Below are 23,600 nucleotides of genomic sequence, written 5' to 3' on the forward strand. Positions count from 1 at the left end.
GGGAAGGCGTAGGCGATGGCCTCGAACCAGAACGACATTGTCGATGCCCTCCGCAAGTCGCTCAAGGAGACCGAGCGGCTGCGCCAGCAGAACCGCCGACTCCTGGCCCAGGCGTCCGAGCCGATCGCGATCGTGGGCATGAGCTGCCGGTTCCCCGGCGGCGCCACGACACCGGACGAGCTGTGGAAGCTGGTGTCCGAGGGCCGTGACGCGGTCGTCGGGCTGCCGGAGGACCGCGGCTGGGACCTGGAGAACCTCTACGACCCCGACCCGGACCAGCTCGGCAAGGTCTACGCGGGCGGCGGCGGTTTCGTCGACGGCGTCGGTGACTTCGACGCCGGGTTCTTCGGCATCAGCCCGCGTGAGGCGCTGGCCATCGACCCGGCGCAGCGGCTGGTGCTGGAAGGCGCGTGGGAGGCGTTCGAGGACGCGGGGATCGACCCGACATCGTTGCGAGGCTCGGACACCGGTGTGTTCTGCGGCGCGGTGTCGTCGTTCTACGGCGGCTCGATGACGCCGGAGCAGGAGGGTTTCCGCCTCACCGGCACGGTGGGCAGCATCGTGTCCGGCCGGGTCGCCTACAGCCTCGGGCTGGAAGGCCCGGCGGTCACCGTCGACACGGCCTGCTCGTCCTCTCTCGTGGCGATGCACCTCGCGTCACAGGCCCTGCGGTCGGGCGAGTGCTCGCTCGCCCTCGTCGGCGGCGTCACGGTCCTCGCCGGGCCGTTCCTGCTGGTGGAGTTCAGCCGGCAGCGCGGTCTGGCGGCGGACGGGCGTTGCAAGCCGTACGCGGCCGGTGCGGACGGGACCGGGTTCTCCGACGGCCTCGGCCTGCTGGTGATGGAACGGCTGTCGGACGCGCGTCGCAACGGCCACCGCGTGCTCGCGGTGGTGCGGGGCAGCGCGGTCAACCAGGACGGCGCGAGCAACGGCTTGACCGCGCCGAACGGTCCGTCGCAGGAACGGGTGATCCGTCAGGCGTTGGCGAACGCCGGCGTCAACGCGGCCGACGTCGACGCCGTCGAGGGCCACGGGACGGGCACCCGGCTGGGTGACCCGATCGAGGCCCAGGCGCTGCTGGCGACCTACGGCAGCGAGCGCGAGAACGGGCCGCTCCGGCTCGGGTCGATCAAGTCGAACATCGGCCACACCTCGGCTGCGGCCGGTGTCGCCAGCGTGATCAAGATGGTCATGGCGATGCGCAACGGCGTGCTGCCGCCCACCCTCCACGTGGACGCGCCGTCACCGCACGTCGACTGGGACGCCGGGCAGGTCAAGCTGCTCACCGAGGCCGAGGAGTGGCCCGCCGGTGACCGCCTCCGCCGGGCCGGTGTGTCGTCGTTCGGCATCAGCGGCACCAACGCGCACGTCATCCTGGAAGAGGCTCCCGCCGAGACGGCGGCAGCGGTCGACGGTGTGGTGCCCGTGCCGTCCGCCGTGCCGGTTCTCCTGTCGGGCAAGAGCGACGAGGCGTTGCGGGCGCAGGCTGCCCGGTTGCGCGCGCACCTGGTGGCGCACCCGGACCTCGGGCTGCGCGACGTGGGCTTCTCGGCGGCGACGACGCGGGCGCAGCTGTCGCAGCGCGGCGCGGTGCTGGCGTCGGACCGGGACGGTCTGCTGGCCGGTCTGGTAGCGCTCGCCGATGGCGGATCTGTGGCCGGTGTGGTGCAGGGCCAGGTGTCGGGCGGTAGCACGGCGTTCCTGTTCACGGGTCAGGGTGCTCAGCGTGCGGGTATGGGCGTGGAGTTGGCGGCTTCGTACCCGCGTTTCGCCGAGGCTTTGGCCGAGGTGTGTGCGGAGTTGGACCCGAAGTTGGGTCGTTCGCTGAAGGGTTTGCTTCTAGCTGCTGAGGGTTCGACTGAGGCTGCTCTGCTGAACGACACGGAGTTCACGCAGGCGGCGTTGTTCGCGGTAGAGGTGGCGCTGTTCCGGTTGGTGGAGTCGCTGGGTATGCGCGCCGACTACCTGATCGGTCATTCGGTGGGTGAGTTGGCTGCTGCGCACGTGGCGGGTGTGCTCTCCCTGCCGGACGCCTGCACGTTGGTGGTGGCGCGTGGTCGGTTGATGGGTGGACTCCCGGCTGGTGGCGGGATGGTGGCGGTGCAGGCGACCGAGGGTGAGGTCGTCCCGTCGCTGGAGGCGTTCGCCGGTCGGTTGTCGGTCGCGGCGGTCAATGGTCCGCAAGCCGTTGTGGTGTCGGGTGATCTGGACGCGTTGGACGAGTGGTTGCCGCAGTGGCAGCATCGGAAGACCACGCGTCTGCGGGTGAGCCACGCGTTCCACTCGCACCTGATGGACCCGATGCTGGCGGAGTTCCGCCAGGTCGCCGAGGGGCTGACGTTCAGCGAGCCTCGGATTCCGGTCGTGTCGAACGTGACCGGTGGTGTGGTGTCGGCGGAGCTGACCGACCCCGGTTATTGGGTGGACCACGTCCGTGGTGCGGTGCGCTTCACGGACGGTGTGCGCACGCTGCAAGCCGAGGGTGTGACGAAGTTCTTCGAGCTCGGCCCGGACGGTGTGCTGACCGCGATGGCGCGGCAGTCGGTGGCTGAAGACACGGCCGTGTTCGCATACGCCATGCGCGCCCGGCACTCCGAGGCGGAGACGTTCGGGGCGTTCCTGGCACAGGCGCACATCGCCGGGATCGACGTCGACTGGCCCGTGTTCTACGCGGGCACGGGCGCACGGCGGGTGGAGCTGCCGACCTACGCCTTCCAGCGCGAGCGCTACTGGCTCGCGCCCGACACCGGCGCCGGCGACCCGGCCGCCGCCGGACTCGGTCGCCTCGACCACCCGGTGCTGGCCGCCGCGGTCGCGGTCGGCGACCGGGACGAGTGGTTGTTCACCGGCGTCCTGTCCACGGAGACGCAGCCGTGGGTCGCCGAGCACGTGCTGCTCGGCAACATCGTCGTGCCCGGCACCTCGCACATCGAGATGGCGTTGGCCGCCGGCGCCCGGACCGGGTGCCCGGTGGTCGAGGAACTGGTCCTCGAAGCCCCGCTGCTCCTGCGGGAACAGGTGGCGGTGCAGGTCCAGGTCACGGTCGGCGAGCCGGACGAGGACGGCCGCCGCACGGTCGCGATCTACACCCGCCCGGTCGCCGCGGCGGACGGGGTGAGCGAGACGACCTGTCACGCGCGGGGTGTGCTCGCGCCCGAGTCGGAGCCCATGGCGGCATGGCCGTCCGAGTGGCCGCCGGCAGGCGCCGAGCCGCTCGTGGTCGATGACATGTACGCCCGCCTGAGCGGCATCGGCTACGACTACGGCCCCGTCTTCCAAGGCCTGCGTGCGGCGTGGCGTGACGGCGATGAGATCTACGCCGAGGTGGCGCTCCCGGACGAGTACGTGGACGCGGTGCACGGATTCGGCCTGCACCCGGCCCTCTTCGACGCCGCGCTGCAGAGCGGCGCGGTGCTGTTGGTGGAGGGCGACAACGCCCAGCGCAAGATGCCGTTCAGCTGGTCCGGTGCGCGGATCGCGCGTCCCGGCGCCACCCGGCTGCGCGTCCGCGCTGTGATGACCGGTGACTCCGCCGTGCGGCTCGACGCGGTCGACGAGTCCGGCGCGGAGGTCGTCTCCGTCCGGTCCATCGCGATGCGCCCGGTCGACCAGTCGCAGCTCGAAGGCGGCAAGAGCGGCCAGAACTCGCTGTTCAAGGTCGAGTGGGCCGCCGTCGAGGGCACCTCCGGGCCGACGAAGGTCGTGCGCCTCGGTGGTCCGGACGGCCGGTATGCGGACCTGGCCGCGCTGGAACTCGCGCTGACCGAGGGCGACGCCGTTCCCGACGCCGTCGTGGCGGTGGTCGAGAGCTCGGCGGACGCGGACACCACGGCGGTTCGCGTGGTCGCCGAGCGCACGCTCACGCTGTTGCAGGGCTGGTTGGCGAGCGAGGGCCTGGCCGGCGCTCGGCTCGTGGTGGCCACGCGTGGTGGCATCGCGGTGGGCGACGAGTCGCCTGACCTGGCGGTCGCGTCGGTGTGGGGCCTGGTGCGCAGTGCGCAGTCCGAGCACCCCGGGCGTTTCCTGCTGGTCGACCTCGACGGCGGCTCCGACGGCGACGAGCCGGACTGGGACGCGCTGGCCGGTCTGGACGAGCCGCAGGTCGCGGTGCGCGGCGGTCGACTGCTCGCGCCGAGGCTGGCCCGTGCGGCTGCCACGTCGGCCGAGGTGCCCGCACTCGACCCGGACGGGTCGGTGCTGATCACCGGCGGTACCGGCGGTCTGGGTGCGGTGTTCGCCAAGCACTTCGCCGAGCGCGGCGCGCGGCACCTGGTGCTGGTGAGCCGGCGTGGTGCGGCTGCGAGCGGTGTCGCGGAGCTGGTCGCCGAGCTGGAGGCGTTCGGCGCCCGGCCGCGGGTCGTGGCGTGCGACGTGTCGGACCGCGTCCAGCTGGCAGAGCTGATCGGCTCGTTGGAGCACCCGCTGACGGCGGTGGTGCACGCGGCCGGTGTGCTGGACGACGGCGTGGTCGAATCGCTGACGCCCGAGCAGTTCGACCGGGTGCTGAAGCCGAAGGTGGACGCGGCACTGCACCTGCACGAGCTGACCGCGAGCATGGACCTGGCGGCGTTCGTGCTGTTCTCGTCCGTCGCGGCGCTGATGGGCAGCGCGGGGCAGGGCAACTACGCGGCGGCGAACGCGTTCCTGGACGCGTTGGCGGCGAAGCGCCGTGCAGACGGCCTGGTCGCCAGTTCGCTGGCGTGGGGCCTGTGGGCGGGCTCCACCGGGATGACCGGTGAGCTGGACGACGCCGAGCTGGCGCGGCTGGAGCGGATGGGCGTCGGCGCGCTGTCGGTGGACCTCGGTCTGGAGCTGTTCGACCGGGCCTCCGGGCTCGGTGACGCCCTGCTGGTGCCGGTGCGGCTCGACCTCGCGGCCCTGCGGGTGCAGGCGCGGGACGGGATGCTGCCCGCGTTGCTGCGCGGACTGGTCCGCGTGCCCGCACGGCGTACCGGAGCCGGTGGCTCGCTCGCGGAACGGCTGGCGGGCGTGCCGCGGTCCGACTGGGAGCGCATCACGCTGGACCTGGTGCGCGGGCAGGTGGCGTCCGTCCTCGGGCACGCCTCGCCGGCGGCCGTCGACGCCGACCGCGCGTTCAAGGAGCTGGGCTTCGACTCGCTGGCCGCGGTGGAGCTGCGGAACCGGCTCACCCAGGCCAGCGGCGTGCGGCTGCCGTCGACGCTGGTCTTCGACCACCCGACGTCCGCCGCGGTCACCCGGCTTCTGCTGTCCGAGGTCGAGGGGGTGGAGCCGGCAGCGACGCCGGTCCGCGCCAAGCGGACGCGGACGCCGGCCGACGAGCCGTTGGCGATCGTCGGCATGAGCTGCCGGTACCCCGGTGGTGTCGCCTCGCCCGCCGACCTGTGGCGGCTGGTGGCGGAAGGCCGTGACGCGATCTCCGGGCTGCCGGAGGACCGCGGGTGGGACCTGGAGCGGTTGTACGACCCGGACCCCGACCACGTCGGCACGGTGTACACGCGCGGCGGCGGATTCCTGCGGGACGCGGGTGACTTCGACGCCGGGTTCTTCGGGATCAGCCCGCGCGAGGCCTTGGCGACCGACCCGCAGCAGCGGTTGCTGCTGGAGGCGGCGTGGGAGGCGTTGGAGGACGCGGGTCTGGACCCGACGTCGTTGCGCGGCACGGACACCGGCGTGTTCTGCGGTGTGGTGACGTCCGACTACGGCGGCTCGATGCCGCCGGAGCTGGAGGGCTTCCGGTTGACGGGCACGACGTCGAGCGTCGTGTCCGGTCGGGTGGCCTACAGCCTGGGTCTGGAAGGCCCCGCGGTGTCGGTGGACACGGCGTGCTCGTCGTCGTTGGTGGCGATGCACCTGGCGTCGCAGGCCTTGCGTTCCGGTGAGTGCTCGATGGCACTGGTCGGCGGTGTGACCGTCCTGTCCGGGCCGTTCCTGCTGGTGGAGTTCAGCCGGCAGCGCGGTTTGGCGCCGGACGGGCGGTGCAAGTCGTACGCGGAGGGTGCGGACGGGACCGGGTTCTCCGACGGTCTCGGCCTGCTGGTGATGGAGCGGTTGTCGGACGCCCGTCGCCTCGGCCACCGCGTGCTCGCGGTGGTGCGGGGCAGTGCCGTGAACCAGGACGGCGCGAGCAATGGTCTGACGGCTCCGAACGGTCCTTCGCAGGAACGGGTGATCCGTCAGGCGTTGGCGAACGCGGGACTTTCTCCGGCGGAGGTCGACGCGGTGGAGGGCCACGGGACGGGCACCCGGTTGGGTGACCCGATCGAGGCCCAGGCGCTGCTGGCCACGTATGGGCGTGAGCGGGACAACGGTCCGCTGCGGTTGGGGTCGATCAAGTCGAACATCGGGCACTCGTCGGCGGCGGCCGGTGTGGCCGGTGTGATCAAGATGGTGCAGGCCCTGCGGCACGGGGTGCTGCCGCAGACGCTGCACGTGGACGCGCCGTCACCGCACGTCGACTGGGACGCCGGGCAGGTCAAGCTGCTCACCGAGTCGGAGGAGTGGCCCGCTTCGACGCGTCCGCGCCGTGCCGGTGTGTCGTCGTTCGGTGTCAGCGGCACCAACGCTCACGTGATCATCGAGGAGGCTCCGCCCGCAGAAGCCGATGCTTCTGCCGGCACGGGCGAGTCGTTCCAGCCGCCGGTGGTGCCGGTGGTCGTGTCCGGAAAGGGTGAGGCGGCGCTGCGCGCGCAGGCTGGTCGGCTGCGCGCGTACCTGGTGGCGCATCCGGATCTCGGGTTGGCGGACGTCGGTTTCTCGGCGGTGACGACGCGCGCTCAGTTGTCGCAGCGCGGCGCGGTGGTGGCCTCGGATCGGGACGGTCTGCTGGCCGGTCTGGACGCTCTCGCCGAGGGTCGACCGGTCGCCGGGGTGTCGCAGGGTTCGCTGGTCGGCGGCAAGTCGGCGTTCCTGTTCACGGGTCAGGGTGCTCAGCGTGCGGGTATGGGCGTGGAGTTGGCGGCTTCGTTCCCGCGTTTCGCCGAGGCTTTGGCCGAGGTGTGTGCGGAGTTGGACCTGAAGTTGGGTCGTTCGTTGAGGGGGTTGTTGGAGGCTGCCGAGGGTTCGCCTGAGGCGTTGTTGTTGAACGACACGGAGTTCACGCAGGCGGCTCTGTTCGCGGTAGAGGTGGCGCTGTTCCGGTTGGTGGAGTCGCTGGGTATGCGTGCCGACTTCCTGATCGGTCATTCGGTGGGTGAGTTGGCTGCTGCGCACGTGGCGGGTGTGCTCTCCCTGCCGGACGCCTGCACGTTGGTGGTGGCGCGTGGTCGGTTGATGGGTGGACTCCCGGCTGGTGGCGGGATGGTGGCGGTGCAGGCGACCGAGGACGAGGTCGTCGGGTCGCTTGCCGGTTTCGAAGGCCGGTTGTCGGTTGCGGCGGTCAATGGTCCGCAGGCTGTGGTGGTGTCCGGCGAGGTCGAGGCGTTGGACGAGTGGTTGCCGCAGTGGCAGCATCGGAAGACCACGCGTCTGCGGGTGAGCCATGCGTTCCACTCGCATCTCATGGATCCGATGTTGGCGGAGTTCCGTCAGGTCGCCGAGGGGCTGACGTTCAGCGAGCCTCGGATTCCGATCGTGTCGAACGTGACCGGTGGTGTGGTGTCGGCGGAGCTGACCGACCCCGGTTACTGGGTGGACCACGTCCGTGGCGCGGTGCGGTTCACGGACGGTGTCCGCACCCTCCAAGCCGAGGGTGTGACGAAGTTCTTCGAGCTGGGTCCGGACGGCGTCCTGACCGCGATGGCGCGGCAGTCGGCGGACGAGGACGCGGCCGTGTTCGCCTCCGCGATGCGCGCCCGCCACGAGGAGCCCGAGACGTTCGCGGCTTTCCTGGCCCAGGCGCACATCGCCGGTGCCGTGGTCGACTGGACCGCGTTCTACGCGGGCACGGGCGCACGGCGGGTCGAGTTGCCGACCTACGCCTTCCAGCGGGAGCGCTACTGGCTGAACCACGGCGGCGACGCCGGAGACCCGGCCGCCTCGGGCCAGGCGCGCGTCGAGCACCCGCTCCTCGCCGCTGCCGTCCGGGTGGGCGACCGCGACGAGTGGCTGTTCACCGGCCGCCTGTCGCAGGACTCCGCGCCTTGGGTGCGGGACCACGGCGTGCTGGGCATGGTCGTCGTGCCGGGCACCGCGCTGGTCGAGCTCGTGGCCGCCGCCGGTTGGCACACGGGCAGCCCGGTGGTCGACGACCTCGTGCTCGAAGCGCCGCTGATCCTCCGGGACGACGCGGCCGTCCACTTGCAGGTCTCCGTCGGACCGGCCGAGGACGACGGTCGGCGCGAGGTGGCGATCTACTCCCGCCCCGAAGCCGGCGTCGAGCCCGAAACGACCTGCCACGCGCGGGGAACGCTCGCGGTGGACGAGTCGCCCGCGCCGTCGTGGCTGCCGCTGGAGTGGCCGCCGGTCGACGCCGAACCGATCGACGTCGACGCCCTGTACGCGCGGCTGACGGAGATCGGCTTCGACTACGGGCCCGCTTTTGTCGGCTTGCGCGCGGGCTGGCGGGCCGGTGAAGAGGTGTTCGCGGAGGTCTCCCTCCCGGACGAGCACGTCGAGTCGGCCAAGGGCTTCGGCCTGCACCCGGCGCTGTTCGACGCCGCGCTGCACGGCGGGCTCGGCTGGCTCGACCACGGCACGTCGGCCTCGCTGCCGTTCTCGTGGTCCGGCGTCCGCCTGGCGCGCAGCGGCGCCGCGCGGGTCCGGGTCAGGATCGCCCCGGCGGGCGAGTCGGCGTTGCGCGTCGACGTCGTCGGTGAGCTGGGCGAGCTGGTCGGCAGCGTGCGGAAGCTCGCGTTCCGGCCGGTCGAGCAGGCCCAGCTGGAAGGCGGCCTGAACAGCCGGCCGAACTCGCTGTTCCAGGTCGACTGGACCCCGGTCGTGAACGCGACGCAGAACGCGACGCAGAACGCGTCGGCGCGAGTCGCCGTTCTCGGTGCGGGACACGCGGACCTGGACGCGCTGGAGTCGGCGCTGGCCGAGGGCGTCGAAGCGCCGGAGATCGTCGTCGCGACGATCGACAGCCCCGACGAACCCGCGGACGCGGCGACGGTTCGCGGAGTAGCGGAACGCGCGCTCGGGCTGTTGCAGCGGTGGTTGGCGAGCGAGCAGTTGGCCGAAGCCCGACTGGTGGTGGTCACCCGCAAAGGCATCGCGGTCGGCGACGACGTGCCCGATCTGGCGATCGCGCCGGTGTGGGGCCTGGTGCGCAGCGCGCAGTCGGAACACCCCGGCCGTTTCGTGCTCGTCGACGTCGATGGCGATGCCCCCGAGTGGGGTGTGCTGGCAGGGCTGGACGAGCCGCAGTTGGCGGTCCGCGACGGTCAGGTGCTGGCGCCGAGGCTGGGCCGCGCCGCAGAGGCGCCCGCTCACGACGCGCTGACGCTGAACCCCGGGGGAACGGTCCTGATCACCGGTGGCACCGGCGGCTTGGGCGCGGTGTTCGCCAAGCACCTGGCCACCCGGTACGGGGCGAAGCACCTGCTGCTGGTGAGCCGGAGCGGTTCCGCTGCGGCCGGTGTGCCGGAGTTGGTCGCGGAGCTGGACGCCTTGGGCGCTCAGACCGTGGTCGCAGCCTGTGACGTGTCCGATCGGGACCATGTGGCGGCGTTGATCGGCTCGGTGGAGCACCCGCTGACGGCGGTGGTGCACGCGGCCGGTGTGCTGGACGACGGCGTGGTCGAATCGCTGACGCCGGAGCAGTTGGCGCGGGTCATGGGGCCCAAGGTCGATGCCGCACTGCACCTCCACGAGCTGACCGCCGACGCCGAGCTGTCGGCGTTCGTGCTGTTCTCGTCGGTGGCGGCGTTGATCGGCAGCCCCGGCCAGGGCAACTACTCGGCGGCGAACGCGTTCCTGGACGCCCTCGCCGCCCAACGGCGGGCAGCCGGACTTCCGGCCAGTTCGCTGGCGTGGGGCCTGTGGGCGGAAGCCGGTATCGCGGGCGAGTTGGACGACGCCGAACTCGCGCGCCTGGAGCGCATGGGCGCCGAAGCGCTGCCCACCGACCTGGGGCTGGAGCTGTTCGACCAGTCCCAGCGGCTCGACGCGGCACTGCTGGTGCCGGTGCGGCTCGACCTCGGCGCGCTGCGAGTGGCCGCGCGTTCGGGGATGCTCCCGGCGCTCATGCGCGGGCTGGTGCGGATGCCCGCACGTCGTGCGGGCGCGGGAGGCTCACTGGCGCAGCGGCTGGCAGGGGTGGCCGAGGCCGAGCGCGAGCGGGTCGTCCTCGAACTGGTCCAGGCTCAGGTGGCGGCGGTGCTGGGGCATTCCTCGGTCACCGCGGTCGAGCCGGAGCGGGCGTTCAAGGAACTGGGTATCGACTCGCTCGGCGCGGTGGAGCTGCGGAACCGGTTGACGCAGGCCAGCGGTGTGCGGCTGTCCTCGACGCTGGTGTTCGACCACCCGACGCCGGCGGCGATCGCACGCCTGCTCATCAGCGAGGTGGGCGGTGTCGAAGAAGTCGCCCGCCCGGTCACGCGGGTGCGGACGGCGAAGGCCGACGAGCCGTTGGCGATCGTCGGCATGAGCTGCCGCTACCCGGGCGGTCTGACGTCACCGGACGCGCTGTGGAAGCTGGTGTCCGAGGGCCGTGACGCGATCACCGGCCTGCCGGAGGATCGTGGCTGGGACCTGGAGCGGCTGTACGACCCGGACCCCGACAAGCTCGGCACGGTGTACGCGCGTGGCGGCGGTTTCGTCGACGGTGTCGGTGATTTCGACGCCGGGTTCTTCGGGATCAGCCCGCGTGAGGCGTTGGCGATGGACCCGCAGCAGCGGTTGCTGCTGGAGGCGGCGTGGGAGGCGTTCGAGGACGCCGGGATCGACCCCACGACGTTGAAGGGCACGGACACCGGGGTCTTCTGCGGTGTCGGGCCGTCCGACTACGCCGCGATGCCCGCCGGCGGCCTGCCGGAGATCGAAGGATTCCGGTTGACCGGTGCCACGACCAGCGTGGTGTCCGGCCGGGTCGCGTACAACCTGGGCCTGGAAGGGCCTGCGATCTCCGTCGACACGGCCTGCTCGTCGTCGTTGGTCGCACTGCACTTGGCGTCGCAGGCGCTGCGCTCCGGTGAGTGCTCGATGGCTCTGGTCGGTGGCGTGACCGTCCTCGCCGGGCCGACTCTGCTGATGGAGTTCAGCCGGCAGCGCGGTCTGGCACCGGACGGGCGGAGCAAGTCGTACGCGGCGGCAGCGGACGGGACCGGGTTTTCCGACGGTCTCGGCCTGGTCGTGATGGAGCGGTTGTCGGACGCCCGGCGCAACGGCCACCGGATCCTCGGTGTGGTGCGGGGCAGTGCGATCAACCAGGACGGTGCGAGCAACGGCTTGACCGCGCCGAACGGTCCGTCGCAGGAACGGGTGATCCGTCAGGCGTTGGCGAACGCCGGTCTGTCGCCCTCCGAGGTCGACGCGGTGGAGGGCCACGGGACCGGCACCCGGTTGGGCGACCCGATCGAGGCCCAGGCGCTGCTGGCGACCTACGGCAGTGAACGGGACAACGGTCCGCTGCGGTTGGGGTCGATCAAGTCGAACATCGGGCACACGTCGTCGGCCGCGGGCATCGCCGGTGTGATCAAGATGGTCATGGCGATGCGGCACGGGATGCTGCCGCCCACCCTCCACGTGGACGCGCCGTCACCGCACATCGACTGGAGCGCCGGGCAGGTCAAGCTGCTCACCGAGGCCGAGGAATGGCCGGCGTCGGCGCGTCCGCGTCGTGCGGGTGTGTCGTCGTTCGGTGTGAGCGGCACCAACGCGCACGTGGTCTTGGAAGAGGCCCCGCGCGAGGAGCCGGTGCCCGTCGAGGACGAACGCCCCGCGCCGCCGGCCATGCCGGTGCTGGTGTCGGGCAAGGGCGAGGCGGCGGTGCGGGCACAGGCCGATCGCCTGCGTGCCCACCTCCTCGAACGGCCGGAACTCGGCCTCCTGGACGTGGCGTTCTCGGTGGCGGCGACCCGCGCGCAGTTTGACCGGCGTGCGGCGGTCGTGGCCTCGGATCGGGACGGTCTGCTGGCTGGGCTGTCGGCCTTGGCTAGTGCCGAACCGGCCGCCGGGATCGTCGAAGGCCGGTTGACCGGCGGCAAGTCGGCGTTCCTGTTCACGGGTCAGGGTGCTCAGCGGGCTGGGATGGGTGTTGCTCTCGGGTCTGCTTTTCCGCGTTTCGCCGAGGCTTTGGCCGAGGTGTGTGCGGAGTTGGACCCGAAGTTGGGTCGTTCGTTGAGGGGGTTGTTGGAGGCTGCCGAGGGTTCGTCTGAGGCGTTGTTGTTGAACGACACGGAGTTCACGCAGGCGGCGTTGTTCGCGGTAGAGGTGGCGCTGTTCCGGTTGGTGGAGTCGCTGGGTATGCGTGCCGACTTCCTGATCGGTCATTCGGTGGGGGAGTTGGCTGCTGCGCACGTGGCGGGTGTGCTGTCGCTGGCCGATGCGTGCACGTTGGTGGTGGCGCGTGGTCGGTTGATGGGTGCGCTGCCTGCCGGTGGTGGCATGGTGGCGGTGCAGGCGACGGAGCAGGAAGTCGTCGGGTCGCTCGACGGCTTCGAAGGCCGCTTGTCGGTCGCCGCGATCAACGGCCCGCAGGCCGTCGTGGTGTCCGGTGACGCCGAGGCGCTGGACGAGTGGTTGCCGCAGTGGCTGGACCGCAAGACCACCCGTCTTCGCGTGAGCCACGCGTTCCACTCGCACCTGATGGACCCGATGCTGGCGGAGTTCCGGAAGGTCGCCGAAGGCTTGACCTTCAACCAGCCCCGGATTCCGGTCGTGTCGAACGTGACCGGTGGTGTGGTGTCGGCGGAGCTGACCGACCCCGGTTATTGGGTGGACCACGTCCGTGGTGCGGTGCGGTTCACGGACGGTGTCCGCACCCTCCAAGCCGAGGGTGTGACGAAGTTCTTCGAGCTGGGTCCGGACGGCGTCCTGACCGCGATGGCGCGGCAGTCGGCGGACGAGGACGCGGCCGTGTTCGCCTCCGCGATGCGCGCCCGCCACGAGGAGCCCGACACGTTCGCGGCTTTCCTGGCCCAGGCGCACATCGCCGGTGCCGTGGTCGACTGGACCGAGTTCTACGCGGGCACGGGCGCACGGCGGGTCGAGTTGCCGACCTACGCGTTCCAGCGCGAGCGCTACTGGGTGGCGCCCGGCGCCGGGACCGGCGATCCGGCAGCGGCAGGCCTCTCCCGGCTCGACCACCCGATGCTGACCGCCGCGGTGCCGGTCGGCGACCGCGACGAGTGGGTGTTGACCGGCCGCCTGTCGCAGGACAGCGCGCCGTGGGTGCGCGACCACGTGGTGCTGGGCATGGTCATCGTTCCCGGCACCGCGCTGGTCGAACTCGCCGCCGCGTCCGGACGTCACGCGGGCAGCCCGGTGGTCGAGGAGCTGGTGCTCGAAGCGCCGTTGCTCCTGCACGAGACGGCCGCGGTGCGGTTGCAGGTCACGGTCGGAGCGGCCGGCGAGGACGGTGGCCGCGAGGTGGCGATCTACTCGCGACCCGAAGGCGGCACCGAGCAGGACGTGACTTGTCACGCACGCGGCACCCTCGCCGTTGCCGGGCAGCCGATCGAGGCGTGGTCCGCGGAGTGGCCGCCGGCGGGTGCCGAGCCGGTCGCGGTCGACTCGCTCTACCCGAGGCTGGTGGACGCCGGCTACGAGTACGGACCTGTCTTCCAGGGCCTGCGCGCGGCGTGGCGGGACGGTGAGGACGTCTACGCGGAGGTCGCGTTGGCGGATGAACACCTCGAAGCCGCACAGGGCTTCGGCATCCACCCGGCGCTGTTCGACGCGGCGCTGCACGGCGGTCTGCTGGACAAGGAGATCGGCACCACGGCGGATCTGCCGTTCTCGTGGTCCGGGGTCAGGTTCGGCGAGCAGGGTGTCGGGCGGGTCCGGGTGCGGATCGGCTCGGCGGGTGACTCCACCCTCCGGCTCGACGTCGTCAGCGAGCACGGCGAGCCGGTCGTGAGCGTGGCCAAGCTCGCGGTCCGCCCGGTCGAGCAGTTGCAGCTGGAAGGTGCGCAACGGGGTCGGCAGCGGTCGCTGTTCCAGGTGGACTGGGTCCCGGTCGCGGACGTGACGCGGAAGTCGATGCGTGTTGCGGCCCTGGGCAGTGGTTTTGCCGGTGTGGCGGAGTGTTTCGAGGACTTGGACGTGTTGGAGCGGTCCTTGGTGGACGGCGACGTTCCGGAGGCTGTCCTCGTTTCGATCGAGTCCCCGGTTGGAGGTGATGTCGCGACCGCTGGGCGTGTGGTTGCTGAGCGGACGTTGGTGTTGTTGCAGCGTTGGTTGGCCAGTGAGCGGTTGGCCGGTGTCCGGTTGGTGGTGGTGACTCGGCGCGGTGTCGCGGTGGGTGATGAGGCGCCGGACTTGGTGCAGTCGCCGATTTGGGGTTTGGTGCGCAGTGCGCAGTCCGAGCACCCTGGCCGGTTGCTGTTGGTGGACGTCGACGGCGACGAGCCCGACTGGTCCGCACTGGTCGGTCTGGACGAGCCGCAGGTCGCCGTCCGCGAGGGCGGTCTGGTGGTGCCGCGCCTGGCTCAGGCCGAAACGCCGCAGGTGCTCGACGGGACGGCGTGGCGGCTGGCGGCGGAGCGGAAGGGTTCGCTGGAAGGGTTGGCGATCGTCGGGTCCGACGCCGACCGGCCGCTGGGTGCGCTCGAAGTGCGGATCGGTGTCCGGGCCGCGGGGGTGAACTTCCGGGACGTGCTGATCGCGCTCGGCATGTACCCGGGCGACGCGCCGCTGGGCAGTGAAGCGTCCGGTGTAGTGGTGGACGTCGGTTCCGACGTCACGGACCTGTCGCCGGGTGACCGGGTGATGGGCCTGGTCATGGACGGCTTCGGGTCGCTGGGCATCACCGACCGGCGGATGTTGGTCCCGATGCCCGCTGGTTGGTCGTTCGCCGAGGCGGCTTCGGTGCCGCTGGTGTTCCTCACCGCGTACTACGGGCTGTTCGACCTGGCCGGCCTCCAGCGTGGCGAGCGGGTGTTGGTCCACGCGGCTGCCGGTGGTGTCGGGATGGCGGCCGTGCAGTTGGCGCGGCACATCGGTGCGGAGGTCTTCGCGACCGCCAGCCCGGCGAAGTGGGACGCGGTGCGCGCGCTGGGTGTCCCGGACGAGCGGATCGCCTCTTCGCGTGACCTGGTGTTCCGCGACGCGTTCCGGGAGGTGACCGGCGGCGAGGGCGTGGACGTGGTGTTGAACGCCCTGGCCGGTGAGTTCATCGACGCTTCGCTGGACCTGCTGCCGCGCGGTGGCCGGTTCATCGAGATGGGCAAGGCCGACATCCGTGACCCGGAGGTCGTCGCCCGCGAGCACGCCGGATCGAGCTACCAGTCCTTCGACCTGTTGGAGGCGGGGCCGGAGCGAATCCAGGAGATGCTGCGCGAGTTGGTGGCGTTGTTCGAGCAGGACGTCCTGAGCCTGTTGCCGATTCGGACGTGGGACGTCAGGAGTGGTCGGGATGCGTTCCGGTTCCTGCGGGAGGGTCGGAACACCGGCAAGGTGGTGTTGACCGTTCCGGCGCCGCTGGACCGGGACGGGACGGTCCTGATCACCGGGGGCACGGGTGGCCTGGGCGCGTTGTTCGCCCGCCACCTCGCCGAGACCGGCGTCAGGCACCTGCTGCTGGTCAGTCGGCGCGGTCCTGCGGCGGACGGCGTGCCGGAGTTGGTCGTGGAGCTTGAGGCGGTCGGTTGCTCGGTGCGGGTGGTGGCGTGTGATGTGTCCGATCGGGATCAGGTGGCTGGTCTGATCGGGTCGTTGGAGTACCCGTTGACGGCGGTGGTCCATGCGGCGGGTGTGTTGGACGACGGTGTGGTGGATTCGTTGACTGCTCGGCAGTTGGAGCGGGTGATGCGGCCGAAGATGGATGCCGCTTTGCACCTGCACGAGCTGACGGCGGGTGTGGAGTTGTCGGCGTTCGTGATGTTCTCGTCGGTGGCGGCGTTGATCGGTAGTCCTGGTCAGGGCAACTATGCTGCTGCGAACGCGTTCCTGGACGCGTTGGCGGCCAAGCGTCGGGCTGAAGGGCTTCCGGCCAGTTCGCTGGCATGGGGCCTGTGGGCGGACGCGGGCATGTCCGGCTCGCTGGACGAGAACGACCTCGCCCGGCTGGAGCGGATGGGTACCGGCGCGTTGTCGGCGGAACTCGGCCTCGAACTGTTCGACGAGGCGCGACGGCTGGACACCGCCCTGTTGGTGCCCGTGCGGCTCGACCTGGCCGCCTTGCGGGTCCAGGCGCGGTCCGGGATGTTGCCTCCGCTGCTGCGCGGTCTGGTCCGCGCCCCTGCACGGCGCGCCGAGTCGACGGGCGGTTCGCTCGTGCAGCGACTCGCCGGTGTCGCGGAAGCCGACAAGGAACGGGTCGTCCTCGAACTGGTCCAGGCTCAGGTCGCGGCCGTGCTGGGTCACGCGTCCGCCACCGCGGTCGAACCCGACCGGGCGTTCAAGGAACTGGGTATCGACTCGCTCGGCGCGGTGGAACTGCGGAACCGGTTGACGCAGGCCAGTGGCGTGCGGCTGCCCACGACGCTGGTGTTCGACCACCCGACTCCGACGGCCATCGCGCGGTTCCTCCTCACCGAGGTGGGCCCCGTCGCGGAGCAGGCCGCACCGGCGGTCCGGTCGAAGCAGACCAGGGCGAGGACGGACGAGCCGCTGGCGATCGTCGGCATGAGCTGCCGCTACCCCGGCGGCGTCACGTCGCCGGACGACCTGTGGCGGCTGGTGTCCGAAGGCCGTGACGCGGTGTCGGGCCTGCCGGAGGATCGCGGGTGGGACCTGGAGCGGTTGTACGACCCGGACCCCGACCAGCTCGGCACGGTGTCCACCCGCGGTGGCGGGTTCCTCCAGGGCATCGGTGACTTCGACGCCGGGTTCTTCGGCGTGAGCCCGCGTGAGGCGTTGGCGATGGACCCGCAGCAGCGGTTGCTGCTGGAAGCGGCGTGGGAGGCGTTCGAGGACGCCGGGATCGATCCGGCGTCGTTGCGGGGCAGCGACACCGGCGTGTTCTGCGGCGTCGTTGCCACCGAGTACGGCGGCACGAACCCGTCCGAGCTGGAGGGCTTCCGGCTGACCGGCACGACGTCGAGCGTGGCGTCCGGCCGGGTGGCCTACAGCCTGGGGTTGGAAGGGCCTGCGGTTTCCGTCGACACGGCGTGCTCGTCGTCGTTGGTGGCGATGCACCTGGCGTCCCAGTCGTTGCGCTCCGGCGAGTGCTCGATGGCACTGGTCGGCGGTGTGACCGTGATGGCGGGGCCGCACCTGCTGGTGGAGTTCAGCCGGCAGCGCGGTTTGGCGCCGGACGGGCGGTGCAAGTCGTACGCGGAGGGTGCGGACGGGACCGGGTTCTCCGACGGTCTCGGCCTGCTGGTGATGGAGCGGTTGTCGGACGCCCGGCGCAACGGCCACCGGATCCTCGGTGTGGTACGCGGTAGTGCGATCAACCAGGACGGTGCGAGCAACGGCTTGACCGCGCCGAACGGTCCGTCGCAGGAACGGGTGATCCGTCAGGCGTTGGCGAACGCCGGTCTGTCGCCCTCCGAGGTCGACGCGGTGGAGGGCCACGGGACCGGCACCCGGTTGGGCGACCCGATCGAGGCCCAGGCGCTGCTGGCCACTTACGGCAGTGAGCGCGAGAACGGTCCGCTGAGGCTCGGTTCGATCAAGTCGAACATCGGGCACTCGTCGGCGGCTGCCGGTGTGGCCGGTGTGATCAAGATGGTGCAGGCCCTGCGGCACGGGATGCTGCCGCCCACCCTGCACGTCGACGCGCCGTCCCCTTACGTCGACTGGGACGCGGGCGAGGTGAGGTTGCTGACCGAGGCCGAGCCGTGGGAAGCCTCCGGCAACCGGCCGCGTCGTGCGGGTGTGTCGTCGTTCGGGATCAGCGGCACGAACGCGCACGTGATCCTGGAGGAGGCCCCCGCCGACGCGGTGGCACCGGTCGTCGCGGCCGTGCACCGGCCGGTGGTCTTGCCGCTGCTGGTGTCGGCGAAGAGCGACAGTGCCCTGCGTGCGCAGGCGGACCGGTTGCGGTCGCGCCTGCTGGCACGTCCGGAGCTGGACGTGGTCGATGTCGGCTTCTCGTTGGTGACGACGCGAGGTCAGTTCGACCAGCGGGCAGCCGTGATCGCGTCCGACCGTGACGGTGTGCTCGCCGGCCTCGCCGCGTTGGCGGAGGGCGAGCCGGGGGTTCTCGGCGGTCGACCGGTCAGTGGCAAGTCGGCGTTCCTGTTCACGGGTCAGGGTGCTCAGCGGGCCGGGATGGGTGTTGCTCTCGGGTCTGCTTTCCCGCGTTTCGCCGAAGCCCTGGACGAGGTCTGCGCGGAGCTGGACCCGAAGCTGGGCCGGTCGCTGAAGGACCTGCTGGAGGCTCCGGAAGGGTCGCCCGAGGCAGTCCTCCTCGACGCCACCGAGTTCACGCAGGCGGCGTTGTTCGCGGTCGAAGTGGCGCTCTACCGGCTGGTGGAGTCGCTGGGCATCCGGCCGGACTACCTGATCGGGCACTCGGTCGGCGAGCTGGCGGCGGCCCACGTCGCCGGTGTGCTGTCGCTGGCAGACGCGTGTGAGCTGGTGGTGGCGCGCGGTCGGTTGATGGGTGCGCTGCCTGCCGGTGGCGGGATGGTGGCGGTTCAGGCCACTGAGGACGAGGTCGTCGGGTCGCTTGCCGGTTTCGAAGGCCGGTTGTCGGTTGCGGCGGTCAATGGTCCGCAGGCTGTGGTGGTGTCCGGTGAGGTCGAGGCGTTGGACGAGTGGTTGCCGCAGTGGGCGCATCGGAAGACGACGCGTCTGCGGGTGAGTCATGCGTTCCACTCGCATCTCATGGATCCGATGTTGGCGGGGTTCCGGGAGGTCGCCGAGGGGCTGACGTTCAGCGAGCCTCGGATTCCGGTTGTGTCGAACGTGACCGGTGGTGTGGTGTCGGCGGAGCTGACCGACCCCGGTTATTGGGTGGACCACGTCCGTGGTGCGGTGCGCTTCACGGACGGTGTGCGCACGCTGCAGGCCGAGGGCGTGACGAAGTTCTTCGAGCTGGGTCCGGACGGTGTGCTGACCGCGATGGCCCGGCAGTCGGTGGACGAGGACCGGGAAGCGGTGTTCGTGCCGGCGTTGCGCGCCCGTCACGCGGAGTCGGAGACGTTCGCCCGGTTCCTGGCCCAGGCGCACATCGTCGGTGCCGTGGTCGACTGGACCGCGTTCTACGCGGGCACGGGCGCGCAGCGGGTCGAGTTGCCGACCTACGCGTTCCAGCGCGAGCGGTACTGGGTCTCGGCGGGCGTCGGGGCGGGCGATCCGGCCGCCTCCGGCCTCGGCCGGCTCGATCACCCGCTGGTGGCGGCTGTGGTGCCGGTCGGCGACCGCGACGAGTGGGTGTTGACCGGCCGCCTGTCGCAGGACAGCGCGCCGTGGGTGCGCGACCACGTGGTGCTGGGCATGGTCATCGTCCCGGGCACCGCGCTGGTCGAGTTGGCGTTGGCGGCAGGTCGGCTGACCGGGTGCCCGGTGGTGGACGAGCTGGTGCTGGAGGCGCCGCTGGTCCTGGAGGACGACGCCGCCCGCCTGGTGCAGGTCATGGTCGGTGAGCCCGGTGACGACGGTCGCCGCGAGGTGGCGGTCTACTCACGCCCCGAGGCCGGCGGTGACGACGGCGAACGCCTGGTGATCTGCCACGCCCGCGGTTGGGTCGGTGTGGAGGCGGAGCCGTTGCCGCTGTTCCCGGCGGAGTGGCCGCCGTCCGGTGCGCTGCCGGTCGCCGTCGACTCGCTCTACGCGCGGCTGGTGGAGGCGGGTTACGAGTACGGGCCCGCGTTCCAGGGCCTGCGGGCCGCGTGGCGCGTCGGTGACGACGTCTACACGGAAGTCACGCTGCCCGAGAGCGCCGGTGGCGACGGGTTCGGCATCCACCCGGCGCTGTTCGACGCCGCGCTGCACGGCGGTCTGCTGGACAAGGAGGTCGGGTCGTCCGCGGACCTGCCGTTCTCGTGGTCCGGCGTGCGACTCGGTCACGGGTCCGGCGCGCGGGTCCGGGTGCGGATCAGCCCGGCGGGGGAGTCCGCGATGCGGATCGACGTCGTCGACGAGGCCGGTCTGGCGGTCGTCACGGTCACGACCATCGCGGTTCGTCCGGTGGACCAGGCGCAACTCGAAGGTGCGCAACGGGGTCGGCAGCGGTCGCTGTTCCAGGTGGACTGGGTCCCGGTCGCGGACGTGACGCGGAAGTCGATGCGTGTTGCGGCCCTGGGCAGTGGTTTTGCCGGTGTGGCGGAGTGTTTCGAGGACTTGGACGTGTTGGGGCGGTCCTTGGTGGACGGCGACGTTCCGGAGGCTGTCCTCGTTTCGATCGAGTCCCCGGTTGGAGGTGATGTCGCGACTGCTGGGCGTGTGGTTGCTGAGCGGATGTTGGTGTTGTTGCAGCGTTGGTTGGCCAGTGAGCGGTTGGCCGGTGTCCGGTTGGTGGTGGTGACTCGGCGCGGTGTCGCGGTGGGTGATGAGGCGCCGGACTTGGTGCAGTCGCCGATTTGGGGTTTGGTGCGCAGTGCGCAGTCCGAGCACCCTGGCCGGTTGCTGTTGGTGGATGTCGACGGCGACGAGCCCGACTGGTCCGCACTGGTCGGTCTGGACGAGCCGCAGGTCGCCGTCCGCGAGGGCGGTCTGGTGGTGCCGCGCCTGGCTCAGGCCGAAACGCCGCAGGTGCTCGACGGGACGGCGTGGCGGCTGGCGGCCGAGCGGAAGGGATCGCTGGAAGGACTGGCGATCGTCCCGTCGGTGGGGGACCGGCCGCTGGGCGCGCACGAGGTGCGGGTCGGGGTCCGGGCCGCGGGGGTGAACTTCCGGGACGTGCTGATCACGCTCGGCATGTACCCGGGTGACGCGCCGCTGGGCAGTGAAGCGTCCGGTGTCGTGCTGGAGGTCGGCTCGGACGTCACGGACCTCGCGCCGGGCGACCGCGTGCTGGGTCTGGTGACGGATTCCTTCGGGTCCATGGGCATCGCCGATCGGCGGATGCTGGTGCCGATTCCCGCCGGTTGGTCGTTCGCCGAGGCGGCTTCGGTGCCGCTGGTGTTCCTCACCGCGTACTACGGGCTGGTCGACCTGGCCGGCCTCAAGGCCGGTGAACGTCTGCTGGTGCACGCTGCTGCCGGCGGTGTGGGTATGGCGGCCGTGCAGTTGGCCAAGCACTGGGGTGTCGAGGTCTTCGCGACCGCGAGCAAGCCCAAGTGGGACGCGGTGCGCGCGCTGGGTGTCCCGGACGAGCGGATCGCCTCTTCGCGTGACCTGGTGTTCCGCGACGCGTTCCGGGAGGTGACCGGCGGCGAGGGCGTGGACGTGGTGTTGAACGCCCTGGCCGGTGAGTTCGTGGACGCTTCGCTGGACCTGCTGCCGCGTGGTGGCCGGTTCATCGAGATGGGCAAGGCAGACCTGCGTGACGCGGCGGCCGTGGCCGCCGAGCACGCCGGGGTGCGCTACCAGTCCTTCGACCTGTTGGAGGCGGGGCCGGAGCGCATCCAGGAGATGCTGCGCGAGTTGGTGGCGTTGTTCGAGCAGGGAGCGCTGGACCTGTCGCCGATCCGGACGTGGGACGTCCGGAGTGGTCGGGATGCGTTCCGGTTCCTGCGGGAGGGTCGGAACACCGGCAAGGTGGTGTTGACCGTTCCGGCGCCGCTGGACCGGGACGGGACGGTCCTGATCACCGGGGGCACGGGTGGCCTGGGCGCGCTGTTCGCCAGGCACTACGCCGGTCGGCTCGGCGCGAAGCACCTGGTGCTGGTGAGTCGCCGGGGCACGGCCGCCGATGGCGTGCCGGAGTTGGTCGTGGAGCTTGAGGCGGTCGGTTGCTCGGTGCGGGTGGTGGCGTGTGATGTGTCCGATCGGGATCAGGTGGCTGGTCTGATCGGGTCGTTGGAGTACCCGTTGACGGCGGTGGTCCATGCGGCGGGTGTGTTGGACGACGGTGTGGTGGATTCGTTGACTGCTCGGCAGTTGGAGCGGGTGATGCGGCCGAAGATGGATGCCGCTTTGCACCTGCACGAGCTGACGGCGGGTGTGGAGTTGTCGGCGTTCGTGGTGTTCTCGTCGGTGGCGGCGTTGATCGGTAGTCCTGGTCAGGGCAACTATGCTGCTGCGAACGCGTTCCTGGACGCGTTGGCGGCCAAGCGTCGGGCTGAAGGGCTTCCGGCCAGTTCGCTGGCATGGGGCCTGTGGGCCGAGGCAGGCGGCATGTCCGGCGGGTTGGACGAAGCCGAGATCGCCCGGTTGGAGCGCCAGGGCATCGGCGCGTTGTCGACCGACCTGGGCCTGGAGCTGTTCGACCGGACCAACGGCCTCGGTGCGGCGCTGCTGGTGCCGGTGCGGCTGGACTTCGCCGCGTTGCGGCTCCAGGCACGGGCGGGGATGTTGCCCGCGCTGCTGCGCGGACTGGTGCGCGCGCCGGCGCGGAAGGCCGAGTCGGCGGGCGGTTCGCTCGTGCAGCGACTCGCCGGTGTCGCGGAAGCCGACAAGGAACGGGTCGTCCTCGAACTGGTCCAGGCTCAGGTCGCGGCCGTGCTGGGTCACGCCTCCGCCACCGCGGTCGAACCCGACCGGGCGTTCAAGGACCTCGGCATCGACTCGCTCGGCGCGGTCGAGCTGCGCAACCGGCTCACCCAGGCCAGCGGCGTGCGGCTGCCCACGACACTGGTGTTCGACCACCCGACTCCGGTGGAGATCGCACAATTCCTGCTGACCGAGGTCGGCACGGTGGCGGAGAAGTCCGCACCGCGTGACGGGGGCAGCACCGCCCCCCAGAACGGCCAGGGCACGCTCAGCGCACTCCTCCGGCACGCGCACGCCGCCGGGTCCGTCGCCGACACGGTGCCGCTGCTGACCGGGATGTCCCGGTTCCGGCCGGCGTTCGCATCGGCGGCGGAACTGGGTGACGACGGGTACGTCGTGCAACTCGCCTCGGGCGGCGACGGGACGAAGGTCGTCTGCGTGCCATCCTTCGTGGTGGGCTCCGGACCGCACCAGTTCATGAGGTTCGCCGACCACTTCGAGGGCGTGCGGGACGTCTTCGCCTGCTCGCTCCCCGGCTTCCGCGGTGCGGAACCCTCACCCGGGACGTGGGACGCGGCGGTCGAGGTCCTGGCGGGCTCCATCCGCCGGGTCGTCGGCGACGCGCCGTTCGTGCTGGTCGGCTACTCGACCGGTGGCGTCATCGCGCACTCCCTCGCCGCCGCGTTCGAGGCGGCGGGCGTGAAACCGGAGGGCGTCGTGCTGATCGACACCCCCATGCCGGAACGCGGGGAGGAGACCAACCGGGTCTTCTCCGCGGTGATGACGGAAATCCTCGGCCGCGAGGACGAGGCCATCACCATCGACGACGCCAACTGGCTCGCCATGGGCACGTACATGCGCCTGTTGGCCGAGCACCGGCCGACGCCGATCACCACCCGGAGCCTGCTGATCCGGGCCGGTGAACCGCTCGGCACGGGCGATTCGGCCGACTGGCCCGCGTGGGACGTCGGCGACGACCAGGTCGAGATCGCCGCCGATCACTTCGCCCTGATCGGGTCCGCGGCGGCGGCGACCGCGGCGGCGACCCGGGAGTGGTTGGAGCCGTGAACCAAATCGTGTCTCGGCAAAGCGTT

1 protein-coding gene is annotated in these 23,600 nt (G+C 71.2%); it reads left to right on the top strand.

Translation table 11 applies throughout. From position 1 onward, the window contains the following. Positions 1-15: 15 nt before the first annotated feature. A complete protein-coding gene (locus tag ACRAKI_RS15175) occupies positions 16-23,574 on the top strand; it encodes an SDR family NAD(P)-dependent oxidoreductase (protein WP_447007722.1) in 23,559 nt (7,852 codons plus the stop codon). The last annotated feature ends 26 nt before the right edge of the window (positions 23,575-23,600 follow it).

This window comes from Saccharothrix isguenensis, from assembly GCF_052936305.1.